At 60.6% G+C, this 12638-nt stretch carries 11 protein-coding genes; 6 read left to right on the top strand and 5 right to left on the bottom strand.

All coding sequences use genetic code 11. The annotated features are described in order from the left end of the window. Window positions 1–124: 124 nt before the first annotated feature. Window positions 125–1534 (bottom strand): sensor histidine kinase RegB, encoded by a 1410-nt coding sequence (gene regB / locus WBB85_RS08935; protein ID WP_432638275.1) that lies wholly within the window; start codon window positions 1532–1534, stop codon window positions 125–127. A gap of 91 nt (window positions 1535–1625) precedes the next feature. Between regB and WBB85_RS08940 the strand changes: the two genes are divergently transcribed. Then, on the top strand, window positions 1626–2249 hold the full coding sequence (locus WBB85_RS08940; RefSeq protein ID WP_432638276.1) for an SCO family protein: 624 nt from the start codon (window positions 1626–1628) through the stop codon (window positions 2247–2249). A 121-nt stretch (window positions 2250–2370) separates the two neighbouring features. Here the strand turns inward: WBB85_RS08940 and WBB85_RS08945 are convergent, their stop codons facing one another. Continuing rightward, entirely contained in the window at window positions 2371–2907 is a 537-nt protein-coding gene (locus WBB85_RS08945) for a hypothetical protein (protein WP_432638277.1), read from the bottom strand. Between the two features lie 164 nt (window positions 2908–3071). On the opposite strand from WBB85_RS08945, the gene WBB85_RS08950 reads away from it, so the two are divergent. Beyond that, window positions 3072–4067 carry an asparaginase gene (locus WBB85_RS08950; RefSeq protein WP_432638278.1) on the top strand — a complete coding sequence of 332 codons (996 nt, stop codon included), beginning with the start codon at window positions 3072–3074 and terminating at the stop codon, window positions 4065–4067. A gap of 345 nt (window positions 4068–4412) precedes the next feature. Here WBB85_RS08950 and serB read toward each other — a convergent pair whose 3' ends face one another. Then, a complete protein-coding gene (gene serB, locus WBB85_RS08955; RefSeq protein ID WP_432638279.1) occupies window positions 4413–5285 on the bottom strand; it encodes a phosphoserine phosphatase SerB in 873 nt (290 codons plus the stop codon). 201 nt (window positions 5286–5486) lie between these two features. Then, window positions 5487–6452 carry a tyrosine-type recombinase/integrase gene (locus WBB85_RS08960; RefSeq protein WP_432638280.1) on the bottom strand — a complete coding sequence of 322 codons (966 nt, stop codon included), beginning with the start codon at window positions 6450–6452 and terminating at the stop codon, window positions 5487–5489. A 581-nt stretch (window positions 6453–7033) separates the two neighbouring features. On the opposite strand from WBB85_RS08960, the gene WBB85_RS08965 reads away from it, so the two are divergent. Then, entirely contained in the window at window positions 7034–7372 is a 339-nt protein-coding gene (locus WBB85_RS08965) for a hypothetical protein (protein WP_432638281.1), read from the top strand. Window positions 7373–7507: 135 nt separating this feature from the next. On the opposite strand, the gene WBB85_RS08970 is transcribed toward WBB85_RS08965, so the two are convergent. Then, window positions 7508–8539, bottom strand: coding sequence for a LacI family DNA-binding transcriptional regulator (locus WBB85_RS08970; RefSeq protein ID WP_432638282.1), 1032 nt, complete (start codon window positions 8537–8539; stop codon window positions 7508–7510). Window positions 8540–8634: 95 nt separating this feature from the next. Here WBB85_RS08970 and sauS point away from each other — a divergent pair, with 95 nt between their 5' ends. Genes sauS through WBB85_RS08985 form a run of 3 tightly spaced genes read left to right on the top strand, consistent with a single transcriptional unit; the run spans window position 8635 to window position 12620 of the window. Further along, a complete protein-coding gene (sauS, locus tag WBB85_RS08975) occupies window positions 8635–10044 on the top strand; it encodes an acylating sulfoacetaldehyde dehydrogenase (RefSeq protein ID WP_432638283.1) in 1410 nt (469 codons plus the stop codon). After that, complete coding sequence (locus WBB85_RS08980; protein ID WP_432638284.1) at window positions 10041–11624, top strand: AMP-binding protein; 1584 nt, start codon at window positions 10041–10043, stop codon at window positions 11622–11624. Before sauS ends, WBB85_RS08980 begins: the two co-directional genes overlap by 4 nt. Before the next feature lie 3 nt (window positions 11625–11627). Next, entirely contained in the window at window positions 11628–12620 is a 993-nt protein-coding gene (locus WBB85_RS08985) for a Bug family tripartite tricarboxylate transporter substrate binding protein (protein WP_432638285.1), read from the top strand. Window positions 12621–12638 lie beyond the last annotated feature (18 nt).

The following is a 12638-nucleotide window of genomic DNA, read 5'->3' on the forward strand; positions in this document are numbered from 1 at the left end:
GGTGATTGGTAGCACCATATCTAACCCGTTCCCAAAAGGGGTCTGCGCCCCTTTATGCAAACATTTCAAATAAGAAGTTAAGGATGAGTTAATAGAACAACTATTGGGCGAGTTTGCGTCAAATTTAGGCAGATATGTTACGGTTCTCACCCAGTGCCTGCCGTTCCTGTGCCTCGATGGCCTTTCGTGACCAAGTAACGGTGATCAGCGCACCACAGCGTTCGGGGCGTTCGTCTTCGGCCAGAAACGGATCGGCCCCGTTCTGGAAGGTCAGCCTAGCGCCGGTCCGTTCAAGCAGAGTTTTTGCGATGAAAAGGCCAAGCCCCATTCCGTCATAGCCCGGCCGGTTCCGGTCGTCGTCGCGGCGTCGCGACATCAGCGGATCACCGATTCTGCCGATGAGATGCGGGGGAAAGCCCGCGCCATCATCAGCGATGTGAACCGAGATATGGGTCGGCGTTGCCATCGTATCAATCCAGACATTGTCCTGCGCGAAGTCGACGCCATTTTGCACCAGATTGCGCAATCCGTGGATGATCTCCGGATGCCGCCGGATCGTGGGCTGGGCATTTGCCTGCCCCGGTACATCGCCGATGTCGAAATGCAGGACCTTCCCCCGGTTGAGGTGCGGTTCGGCGGCTTCGCGGATCACCGCCGACAGCGGGGCAAAGCGCATGTGCAGATCATCCTTTCCGGCCCGGCCCATGGATCTGAGGATATCCCGGCACCGGTCGGCCTGCTCTCGGATCAGTTCGGCATCCTCGCGCAAGACCGGATGCCCTTCCAGTTCGTCGGCCAGTTCGGCGCTGACCATCTTGATGGTCGCAAGCGGTGTGCCCAGCTCATGTGCCGCCGCAGCGACCACCCCTCCAAGATCGGTCAGCTTCTGTTCGCGGGCCAGCGCCATCTGCGTGGCCAGAAGCGCGTCGCCCATGGAGTGGATCTCGGACGCAACCCGGCGGGCATAGAGCCCGAGGAACACGACCCCGATCACGATGGCCAGCCAGAAGCCGAAGCCAAAGACGCCCGGCACCTGAATTGCTGTTCCGTCGATCATCTTCAGCGGTCGGTGGGTAAAGGCAATCAACGACACAAGCGCGATGGTCACCGAGCCGACAAATACGGTCGCGCGGCTTTGCAAAGCCGTCGCCGCGATGGTGGCGGGCGCAAGGATCAGAAGGGCGAAGGGGTTGTTCAATCCGCCGGTCAGGTACAGCAGCAAGGCAAGCTGGGCAGTATCGAACAGAAGCGTCAGCATCGCCTCGGTCTCGGTCAGCCGCTTGTTTTCGGGATAGGCGAACATCGTGACAAGGTTCACCGCTACCGCCGCCCCCACGACCATCAGGCAAAGCGTGACTTCCAGATCGACATCGTAGTATTTCCAGGCAACCAGAATGGCCCCGACCTGACCGGCAACCGCCATCCAGCGCAGCAGGATCAGCGTTCTGAGCCGCACCCAGTCGCTGCGGGTGATACGGGCCGGGAACCCTGTATCGGTCTTGGTCGCGATGGGGTCGGTTGCCGGCTGGCTCATATCAGGTCCTGTTGTCGCATCCCGGCGCTTGTGAATTGATAGTCGGCGCGGGATGCGCGATCAATGCCGACACCAGTCAAAGAGGAATCGTATGCCGGTATCGACCAGAACCTATGCCCTCGCGGCCGTGTCCCTTGTCGCTGTTGCGCTAGTGGCGACCTATGCCGTGACCCGCTATGGAATGTCCGATCCCTATGCCGGGTGCCGCGAAGGCAAGATTGCAGGGGTTGCGACCATTGGCGGGCCATTCACGCTGGTGGATGAAGATGGGCGCACGGTCACCGATACCGATATCCTGACAAAGCCGAGCCTTGTCTATTTCGGTTATACGTTCTGTCCTGATATCTGCCCGACTGATACGGCCCGCAACGCCGAAGCGATAGACGCGCTGGAAGAGATGGGTCACGAGGTGACGCCTGTCATGATCTCGGTCGATCCGGGTCGCGATACGCCAGAGGTGCTGAAGGAATGGACCGATTACGTGCATCCGCGCATGATCGGTCTGACCGGATCGCCCGAACAGATCGCGGCCGCGGCCAAGGCCTATCGCAGTTATTTCAAGGTTCCCGACGATACGAGCGACGAATATTACCTCGTCGATCACATGACACAGACCTATCTGATGCTACCCGAAACCGGTTTTGTGGAGTTCTTCAATCGCGACGCCACGGGTGAGGATCTGGCAAGTCGAGTCGCCTGTTTCCTGGAGAGTTAAGGCGTTTCTTCGGACCTGTCTTCAGATACCGGCTGTCGGAATTCGAGGGATAAAGGTTCGAATTCCGACAAAGAGAAAACCCGAAACACCGCAGGTATTCTTCCTCGCGCGGCCTGCGGTGTCAGCCCGCGCAGCGCTTGGCCGCTTCGTCAAGGGCTGCGCTGATCCCGATGAGTGAGAACGAATCCTGCGTTTTCGTTCCACGGCTTGATTCCGCACGGACCACCGCCGAAGCTCCTGCCTTGAGCGCAGTTACGATCTTTGCGTCCTCTTCCGGCGAGCCGGACCATGCCCATTCGGGTGCATCCGGAAAGGTCACCAGGTCAAAATTCGTGCCGCCGATATCCAGCTTTACGACAGAGCCCGGCTTGAAGGGGTAGCCACCGGTAAAAGTGACCTCGCCTTCGGATGCCCCGGTCCGGTAGGTCACGAACAGCAGGATATCGCCGCGCCGTACCGATACTGCCTGCCCGTCGCGGGTGTTCAGCGTCTCGGTCGGTGCCGATACGCCCCAGCATTCCTTGGGATCGCCATCGACAAAGACGCTCCACGCGGTTTCGGCCGCAACCCGGTTTTCAGAAACCTGCGCCATTGCGCCCGGCGCCAATGCCAGCGCCAGCAAAGCTGCGCCCGCTGCGCGTGTGATCCTTGATGCCATCCGTTCACAGCCTCCAGCTGTCTGCCTCTGCGTGACCGCCCCCCGCCTTATCGGCGACTTTTTGGGGATAGCGGGCCGCACTTCAACTCGATATGCACGTCTTAACTTAATCTCTGCCAGTGGGAAAAGCCCTGACGGCAGAAAATCGCGCAACGGTGAGGAACATGTCTGCGATACCGATGATCGAGTTGTGGCGCGGCGGCATTCTGGAAAGCATGCATGCCGGACACGCCGTGATCTGTGATGAACAGGGCGAGATTGTAGAGGCATGGGGCGACCCCGATGCGGTGATCTTCCCGCGTTCCTCCTGCAAGATGATGCAGGCCCTGCCGCTGATCGAAAGTGGAGCGGCAGAGGCCTATGGTCTGACCGACGCCCAGCTTGCACTGGCCTGTGCCAGCCACAATGGCGCGGCGATCCATACCGATCCGGTTGATAGCTGGCTGAAAGGGATCGGTTTGGGTGAGTCTGACCTGCGCTGCGGTTCGCAGATGCCGGATGACCGGGATGCGCGCAAGGGGTTGATCTGCTCCGATACCAGTCCCTGTCAGGTGCACAACAATTGTTCCGGTAAACATGCGGGCTTTCTGACGCTGAACAAACATCTGAAGGGCGGGTCCGAATATATCGAACCGGATCATCCGGTGCAGCGCGCGGTCCGCGAGGCATTTGAGGAGATCACGGAAGTGACCTCGCCCGGGTTCGGCATCGACGGCTGTTCGGCCCCGAATTTTGCGACGACAATGCACGGGCTGGCGCGCGGCGTGTCCCGGTTTGCAGCGGCTGATCCGGATGGTACGTCGCGCGACCGGGCCGCAACACGTCTGTTCCGTGCAATGACGTCCTATCCGGAACTGGTCGCGGGCGAGGGGCGCGCCTGCACCAACCTGATGCGGGCGATGGGCGGCAAGGTCGCGATCAAGTTCGGCGCCGAGGCGGTTTTCGTCGCGATCCTGCCGGAACTGAAGCGCGGCATTGCGCTGAAGATCATCGATGGTGGCACACGGGCGTCAGAGGCGGCGATCACCGCACTTCTGATCCGGGTCGGCGCGCTTGACCGCAACCACCCCGTTGTCGATCGCTACCTGACCGGCCCTATCCTCAGCCGGCGGGGACTTCTGGCAGGTGACATGCGGCTCGCGACGGGGTTCGCGGACTGACCACGGCTTATTCTATCCAAAATACCCCCGAGCGGAACGGAAACGCACGAAGGGCAAGAAGGCTTGCGCCAGCTCGCGGGTGCTTTGATTGTCAGCTATCGGTACGATACGCCCGTTCGTAACAAGGCCCCTTTTGACCGGGAACAAGCGCGACACGCGCCGGGCGAGCGCCCGCCCGCTTCGCATGAGCGATGAGGGGCGTTGCTGGCGTAAGGGAGCCTGAAAGACGGTCGTTGCGCCACTCCACGGGCAGGCACCCTCCCGGCTTGTGTCCCGCTTTTGGCAACGACCGAAAACGGCTTAAAGCGGGTCAACACAGTTACGCGACAATGCCACTCAACCCGATCACGTAAACTCGGTCGCGGTGTAGCCCTGAATATAGAGAAGCGCCGTCAGGTCGCCGTGATTGACGCGGATATCACATTCGGCGGCGACCGACGGCTTGGCGTGCAACGCCACCCCCGCCCCGGCAAGTGAGAGCATGCCGAGATCGTTGGCACCGTCCCCAACCGCCATCACCGCGTCATGAGAGATGCCCAGCCGCGCGGAAATCTCCTTCAGTGCTGCAACTTTCGCCTCGCGTCCCACAATGGGGCGACCGACATCGCCGGTCAGGCGGCCATTTTCGACCAAAAGCGTATTGGCACGGTTCTCGTCAAAGCCGAGATGGGCCGCAACGGCAGTGGTAAAGGCAATAAATCCGCCCGAGACCAGCGCCGCATAACCCCCATTGGCCTTCATCGTCGCGATCAGTTCGCGCCCGCCTGGCGTATAGGTGATCCGTTTCGCCAATACTTCTCCGATGACCTCTTCCGGCAGATCCTTCAGAAGACCCACCCGCTCCAGCAGCGCGCCTTCGAAATCCAGTTCGCCATTCATCGCCCGCGCGGTGATATCGGCCACCCGCGCGCCCACGCCGGCCATATCGGCCAGCTCATCGATGCATTCCTGACCGATCATGGTGCTGTCCATATCCGCCAGCAGCATCTGCTTTCGCCGTCCCTCGGCCCGCTGCACCACCAGATCGACGCCTATCCCCTGCAATCCCTGCCAAACGTCCCAACGGTTGGCCGGAACCTCCGCCACCGCGAATTCCGCCGCGATACCGGGATTGAGCCAGACCGCCTCGCCCCCGCCCCAGGCATCGCGAAGGGATTCGACCGTCGTCCTGTCAAGGTCGGCCTGCGTGGGATTGGCCAGAAGCGTGGCGATGAACATGGCAAGTTTCCGATAGTGGACGGTTGGCGTCGGTTTTAGTCATTCAAGCGCCGCACTAGACCACTTTTCCCGCTTGTGCCAGCCCTCGACCCGCTCTTTCCCCGGCGGTGGGACACCCCTCCCAACGAGGGGTAGCAGTCATGTTCATTTTCTCCTTTGTTTACAAATTGTTCGGTGTGCGTTGATATCACGCTGTGTCGCTCATGTGTCAAAAAGTGCGTCAGTGACCGTCTTATCCTCGATTGCATGGGCGTATGTTCGTAGCACGGTCGTGGCATCGTTCCATCCGCCGCGCTCTGCCACCGTCTTCACATCATAGCCCCGCCGCAACATCGACGTTGCGAAGCCATGGCGGCAACAATAGGGCGTCAAGCGTGGGATGTTGGCTCGTGCTGCCACGTTGTTCCAAGGCCCTCTTACGCTTCCGCGTCCGGCATAGCCAAAGACGAGATCGTCGGGTTTCCGGTTAGAGGGAAGGTTTTTTAGAGCCGCCACGACCTCGGGCTGGATATGCGCCGTTCTGGTCCAAATCGTTGGCTTGAAGAGTTGTATCGTAGCCGTCGATGCGCTCAGGTTGATGTCGCGCCACTCAAGGCGGCATGCTTCACCGACGCGTGCGGCGGTTCCAAACATGAAAAGGCATAGTGCGCCGAGGTGCGGCAGCCCATCCTGATCCGCCTGATCGGCGAAGGCGCGCACCCATTCCACCGTTGCCGGTGTTTTTTCCTCGGGGTTCTCAGTGAAACGCTTCACGGAAATCCGTGGGCACCATCCTAGCTCCGCTGCATAGTTGATTGCCGCCTGGGTTGGCTTGATCACCTGCCGGTTCCACGTTGGCTCCGTCGCTTGAGGGTAGATCTTCCTCGCCGCCTGACGGACCGTCTCCGGTCGGATTGTTTCGACCAAGGTGTTCTTCCAGTAATCAGCGAGACGCAATAGAAAGCGCTCAGACTTCTCGGCGTCGAGATAAGCCGAAAAGACCTGCGCCATGGTCAGGCCCGCGCCCGGCCCGTCGAACTTGCGTTCCCACGCCTTAGCTTCGACTTCTGCCTTGAGCCGTTCTGCGATGGCTCGGTCAGCCGTACCCGTAGAGCCGCGTAGTCGCCGACCGGCAACCGTTCCTCGGTAGTGCCAGATCTTACTTCGCCTGAAGAGTGTGAGGGGCATGGCTTCATTGCCTCCATAAGCTGCCGGATGTCATCTTCTAACAGAACCATCCGCTTGCCCTGAACGTGGCAGGCCCCCATTTCTCTGGCTTTCCTGCGCACTTCCCGTTCCGAGAAGCCAAAGTGCTGAGCGAATGCCCCAGGCGTCACATAGGCGTAAAGAAGTGTTTCACGAGTCATTGACGGATACCAAATTCAGGCTCTCGGTTCTGCACGTATCGGTTCGCAGGGCGGTTTTTGGAATCGACAATTGGCGCGATCGGTCACCATTTTCAGTTCCGCTCATCAGAAGCCAAGACCTCTTTGGTTTCGCGCCGTTGGAAACGCGCCCAAGCACTCAATGTGAGGCGCCGAACCTTGGGAGATATCTCGACAAACTCGATTTCTCCACGAGCCATTAGCCGTCGCACCTGCCCGACACTGATGCCAACGGCTTCTCCTATCTGGAGCGTGAAAGGATTGCACTCAAACACCCCAAGCGCAGCGCCATTGCCGCGCGCTGGTATCGGTCCTACCTCAGGGGCAAGGAAATTCCGATGGAAGACGTGCAAACCTGGATTGAGTTGCTGACGGAGGAATAAGATGGACCAGAAGGTCGAAGACTGGCTGCGCATTCGCCTGGCCGCGATAGACACGTTTGAACGCCGTATGCTGGGCCCGTTTTTCTGGCTTCCGACTGCGATTGTCTGTGCTGTGTCGATCTACGGTATGGGCTTTCTGCGCTTCAATTTCATGAGCTTTGGTTCGGCGGAGTTCCGGATGGTTGAGACCGCGCAGGTTTTCCTGACTTTTTCGGCGGCGCTTCTCGTCGCTCTGATGGCTCCCGCCTTAGCGGTCACGATGTTCATAGAACGAAGGCTGCGGCATTCTAGGAATGTACTGCTCGCTGACCTCAACAAGGTTGGGTTCGCCGAGGCTTAATGCGGTGCAAGCCCCAACTGCTCAGGATTTCGCTCTCGCGAGATCGGCCCAAAGCGGTCATCCGTCGCTACGCCACGCTCCTGCGATGCGGCAAACCGATGCTGCCATTTTCTAAATGCGCACGTCGCCCCAAGCTCAGTCGCCTTGCTGCCGTGTCGTCGTAGACCGGAGGTTGAGGGCCGCCTCGATCTTGATCCTGACGATGTGCCGCGGGTCAAAATCTCCAACACAGCCGACCAGGTGTTGGCCTGCTTGCGAACCGATTGCATGGGCGGGGATCCTGACCGAAGACAATGCTGGAAACATGTCGGCCGAACCGACGAAATCGCCGATGCCCATGATTGAAAGATCCTGAGGGATTCTGATCCCCATTTCCATCGCAGCGGCAACAGCGCCCTGTGCAATGATGTCATTGCCGCAGATCAGCGCGGTCAGCGGATGGCCCTGGTTGAACAGGTCCTTGGACACCGCCTTTGCCTGTGTGATGCTGTAGCGCGATTGCACGGTCCATGCATCGGGTATCTCGATCCCCGCTTCCCTCACTGCCGTTTTCGCAGCCTCCAAACGACCACGGGCACGATCGTTTTCGGCGGTCGGAGGAAAGATGAATCCAATACGCCTGTGGCCCAGCGCCAAGATGTGTTCCGCCGCGATCCGCCCGGCCTCGCGATTGTCCGAGCCGATGCAGGAGATCCGTGACGTCTCGGAATAGTTCCACACCGCAACAACGGGCACGTCTTGAGACGCCAATAGCCGGTAGGTGTCTTCGCTGTGATCGAGGCCGATCAGTGCGACACCATCGACCCGGTGTTCCAGCAGCTTTCTGAGCACCTGATATTCGGTTTTCAGATCGTAGCCATGAGTCGCCAGCAGGAGGGTAAAACCCATATCCGAGACGGTGTCATTGAATGACTGAACCAGTTCGGCGAAGATCGAGTAGTTGACGGTCGGCACGACAAGCCCAAGCGTCGCACTGCGTCGGCCATGCATCGTTTGGGCGGCTCGGTTTCGGATGTAACCCGTTTTGCGAATAGCTGCCTCGACCCTTTTCCGGGTCGCCGGATTCACCAGATCGGGGTGATTCATCGCCCGCGAAACGGTTGCAGCGGATACGCCGGCAGCATTGGCCACCGAGATGATATCTACCTTATACGACTGTTTTTTCATGACTTTCAGTTCGATAATCGCATTTTTATGAAAACATTTGCAATACTATTTTCATTCCCTACCGTCAGCTTTCAGGTTGGCAACAGGGGGTGTGGATGGCCACCCACGGCACGGAAAATCAGGTGGACGCTCTGGTAGCGACAGCACGGTCTGCACAGGCCGGGTTCGAAGCCGGGGGCAGCCAGGCGCGGTATAACCGTGCGACCCAGGCAGCGGCCTGGGCGATCATGGAGCCTGGGCGCAACCAGGTCTTGGCCGAGCTTGCTGTGCGCACGACGGGCCTTGGAAACGTCGCCGACAAGATCACGAAGAACCACCGCAAGACCCTTGGCCTGATGCGTGATATCGCGGACGCCCGGACTTTTGGTATCCTGTCGGACGATGCCTCCAAAGGGATCACCGAAATCGCCCGTCCGCTGGGTGTCATCGGTGCCGTTGTGCCGTCGACCAATCCGGCGGCCACGCCCGCCAACAACATCATCAACGCATTGAAGTGTGGCAACGCGATCATCCTGTCGCCGTCCCCCAAGGGGGTTGCCTGCTGCGAGATGCTTCTGGGCTTCATCCATGCCGAGTTCGACAAGATCGGCCAAGACAAGCGGCTGGTGCAGATGATCCCCCCTCCGGGGACCAAGGCCGATACCCAGAGGTTGCTGGAGCTTGCCGACCTCGCCGTCGTCACCGGCAGTCAGGACAATGTGCGTCGCGCCTATTCCAGCGGGACGCCTGCTGTCGGAGTCGGCGCTGGCAACGTCACCGTGATTGTGGATGAGACGGCCGATATTGCGGCAGCAGCGGCGAAGATCGCCGCGTCGAAGACGTTCGACAATGCGACCTCCTGTTCGTCGGAAAACGCGCTGGTAGTGGTCGACGCGGTCTACGATGACTTCCTGAAGGCCATGGCCGCGGAGGGCGGCGCAACAGTTCCGCAATCCCAGTCCGCCAGCATCATCGAAAAGCTTTGGCCGGAGGGACATCTCAACCGCGAGGTAATCGCAAAGGACGCCAATGTCCTGATTGAGAAACTGGGGCTTGCAGGCGCCGTGCCCGAGGGTACGCGGTTCATCGCGGTCGAAACCGACGGGATCGGGCCGGACCATCCTCTGTCCGGCGAAAAACTCAGCCGGGTCGCCGCGCTGTATCGGGCGCGGGACTACGACGATGCGGTCGCGATCACCAAACGGGTTTTGAACTACCAGGGTGCGGGTCATTCGATCGGTCTGCATACAACTGACGCGGAGAGGCCGGTTGCGCTAGGCCGCCACATGCCGACATGCCGGGTCATCGTCAACCAGGCGCATTGCTTCGCCACCGGCGGGGCGTTCGACAACGGGATGCCGTTCTCGCTGTCGATGGGATGCGGCAGTTGGGGCGGAAATTCAATCGACGACAACCTCCACTGGCGGCATTTCATGCAGCGCACCAAGGTCATCCGTCCGATACCGCCGCGTGAACCGTCACTGGATGAGATATTCGGCGGATACTGGGCAGAGGCGGGAAGATGACGCATGTTTCCACCTCCGCGCCGACCGGGACGGTGCGCAGCTGGCTTGATCGGCGCGCGGACCGTGACGGGGATAGCGTAAGCCACCTGTTCCCGGGCGCGGCACCGCTGACATGGTCGGCGCTGCGTGACGGTGCGTCCGAAATTGCCGCACGGATAAGCGGTATGGGACTGTCAAAGGGAGACAGCGTGGCCCTCATGCTGCCCAACAGCCGTCAGGGCGTCCTGTGTCTGTTCGGCGTTCTATACGGAGGTTTCCGGGCGGCGATCATCAACCTCGTCGCCGGCGCCGAAGCGATGGGATATGCGTTGTCACATTCCGACGCGGTGGTGGTTCTCGTGGGCGAGGCGCAGCGCGATCTTTTCGTGGCCGCCAAAGGCGCGCATGACGTGACCGCCCAACAGATCCTCGTCGGGCACGACATAGACTGGCCGGACGGCACGCCAGCGGCAGCGCTCAGCGAACTTCACGCCGACGACCATGCCTTGCTGATGTATACGTCCGGCACGACGGGGCGTCCGAAGGGCGTGCTGCACTGCCATGCCAGCCTGCTCGCCGGTGGCTGGACCACGGCGCTGGCGCATGAGCTCACCGACCGGGATCGTGCGCTGTGTGTCCTCCCGATCTATCATATCAATGGCCTGTGCGTGACGATCATGGCGCCGCTCATTGCGGGCGGGTCCGTCGTCGTATGCGACAGGTTTTCGGCCAGCCGGTTCTGGACGACATGTGCCGAGCATGAGATCACCTGGTTCTCGGTCGTTCCGACGATCGTTTCGCATCTGCTTCATGGTGAGGCAGATCCGGACGCGGCCACGAAGGCGCGCATCCGGTTCGGGCGTTCCGCATCCTCGGCTCTTGCGGTCGAGACTCAGTCCGCATTCGAAAGCCGTTTCGGTATTCCAATCGTCGAGACGATGGGGCTGACCGAAACCGCCGCGCAGATCCTCTCAAATCCGATGCCGCCGGGGCCGCGCAAGATCGGTTCACCCGGGATAGCCTTTGGCAATGAGGTGGACATCCTGTCGGCCGATCTGGCGCCCTTGCCGCCCGACACCGAGGGCGAGATCGCAGTGCGCGGGCCGAATGTCATGCTCGGCTACTACAAGAATCCCGACGCCACCACGGCATCACTGACCGGCGACGGCTGGCTCCGGACCGGGGACCTCGGCAAGATGGACCCGGACGGCTATGTGTTCGTGACCGGCCGCCTGAAGGAACTGATCATCAAGGGTGGCGAGAACATCGCGCCGCGCGAGGTGGACGAGGCGCTCTATTCCCATCCCGACGTCGTCGAGGCCGCGGCCTTCGCCCGCCCCTGCAAAAGCTACGGAGAACGGGTTGAAGCGGCCGTCAAACTGCGCGACGGCGCAACCGTGAACCGTGGCGATCTGATCCGGCTTTGCGAGCAGAAACTTGGCAAGTTCAAATGCCCCGACGTGGTCCATGTCATGGACGAATTGCCGAAAGGACCATCCGGAAAGATCCAGCGGCTCAGGCTGGCCGAAATGACGGCTCAGCCAGAGCAACAGAAACCTGCGCACAACAACCAAAACACGATCGAAGCAACCCGGGACTGAGACATGCAGACCCCGGTAAACAATTACCAATGGGAGGAAGAGATGAAGTCAATCACTGGAAAAGCGACCCTCTGCGCAACTGCGATCATGGGGACTATGGCCCTTGCGGGCGCGGCCGTGGCACAGGACTATCCCAATCGTCCGGTCGAACTGATCGTGACCTTCGGGCCCGGCGGCGGGGCCGATCTGATGGGCCGCACCATGGCCCAGCTGATGGAAGAACCACTGGGCGTGCCGATCCCGGTATCGAATGTCGGGGGTGCGTCGGGCAATGCCGGTCTGACGCAGCTGCGGACCAACCCGGCGGACGGCTATTCGATGGGCACACTGATTTCGCTGACCGTTGCCTCCTGGGCTTCCGGCCTGGGCGACAACAAGCCCGAAGACTTCCGCGTGATCTCCGTCGTGCAAAGCTCGCCCTCGTTCCTGTTCGTGCCCACCAGCGGCGAGCATCAGACAGCGGAGGCTCTCTTTGAATTCGCCAAGGCCAACCCCGGTGCGATTACCGTGGCAACCTCGGGCTATGGCACCCAGGACGACGTAACGCTGAAGCTTCTGGCAAATGCCGGAATACAGATGGAAAATGTGCCTTTCCAGGCGCCCGCCGAACGCTATGCCTCGCCCATCGGTGGTCACACGGCGGCAATCTATGAAGAGCCGGGCGACGTCGGTCAATTCATCGCAGCCGGTCAGCTGGCGCCGGTCGTGGTCTTCTCAAAAGAGCGTCACCCGGCCTTCCCGGATGTGCCGACTTCGGCCGAGCTAGGCATCGATATTTCCGGTCTCGACAACTACCGCAGCATCGCTGTTGCGGCCGGTACGCCGGACGACGTCGTGGCCAAACTCGAAGCGGCGGTCGCGACAGCCACCGCGTCGGACGAATGGCAGGCCTTCTGTGCCAAGACCTATACCTGCATCACGCCTGTCACCGGCGATGCCGCGCAGGCCATGGTCAGCGATTTCCGCGATCTTATCGCCGCGCAACTCGCCAACTGAACCGGAGAAGGCAATGGC

It is taken from the genome of Albidovulum sp., assembly GCF_049646345.1.
Taxonomy (GTDB): domain Bacteria; phylum Pseudomonadota; class Alphaproteobacteria; order Rhodobacterales; family Rhodobacteraceae; genus Albidovulum.

Excerpts from the sequence above, each read along its gene's own strand:
- WBB85_RS08950 (WP_432638278.1), top strand. The coding sequence starts at position 3,072 with ATGTCTGCGATACCGATGATCGAGTTGTGGCGCGGCGGCATTCTGGAA.
- serB (WP_432638279.1), bottom strand. The coding sequence starts at position 5,285 with ATGTTCATCGCCACGCTTCTGGCCAATCCCACGCAGGCCGACCTTGAC.
- WBB85_RS08970 (WP_432638282.1), bottom strand. The coding sequence starts at position 8,539 with ATGAAAAAACAGTCGTATAAGGTAGATATCATCTCGGTGGCCAATGCT.
- WBB85_RS08965 (WP_432638281.1), top strand. The coding sequence starts at position 7,034 with ATGGACCAGAAGGTCGAAGACTGGCTGCGCATTCGCCTGGCCGCGATA.
- regB (WP_432638275.1), bottom strand. The coding sequence starts at position 1,534 with ATGAGCCAGCCGGCAACCGACCCCATCGCGACCAAGACCGATACAGGG.
- sauS (WP_432638283.1), top strand. The coding sequence starts at position 8,635 with ATGGCCACCCACGGCACGGAAAATCAGGTGGACGCTCTGGTAGCGACA.
- WBB85_RS08985 (WP_432638285.1), top strand. The coding sequence starts at position 11,628 with ATGCAGACCCCGGTAAACAATTACCAATGGGAGGAAGAGATGAAGTCA.
- WBB85_RS08960 (WP_432638280.1), bottom strand. The coding sequence starts at position 6,452 with ATGCCCCTCACACTCTTCAGGCGAAGTAAGATCTGGCACTACCGAGGA.
- WBB85_RS08980 (WP_432638284.1), top strand. The coding sequence starts at position 10,041 with ATGACGCATGTTTCCACCTCCGCGCCGACCGGGACGGTGCGCAGCTGG.
- WBB85_RS08940 (WP_432638276.1), top strand. The coding sequence starts at position 1,626 with ATGCCGGTATCGACCAGAACCTATGCCCTCGCGGCCGTGTCCCTTGTC.
- WBB85_RS08945 (WP_432638277.1), bottom strand. The coding sequence starts at position 2,907 with ATGGCATCAAGGATCACACGCGCAGCGGGCGCAGCTTTGCTGGCGCTG.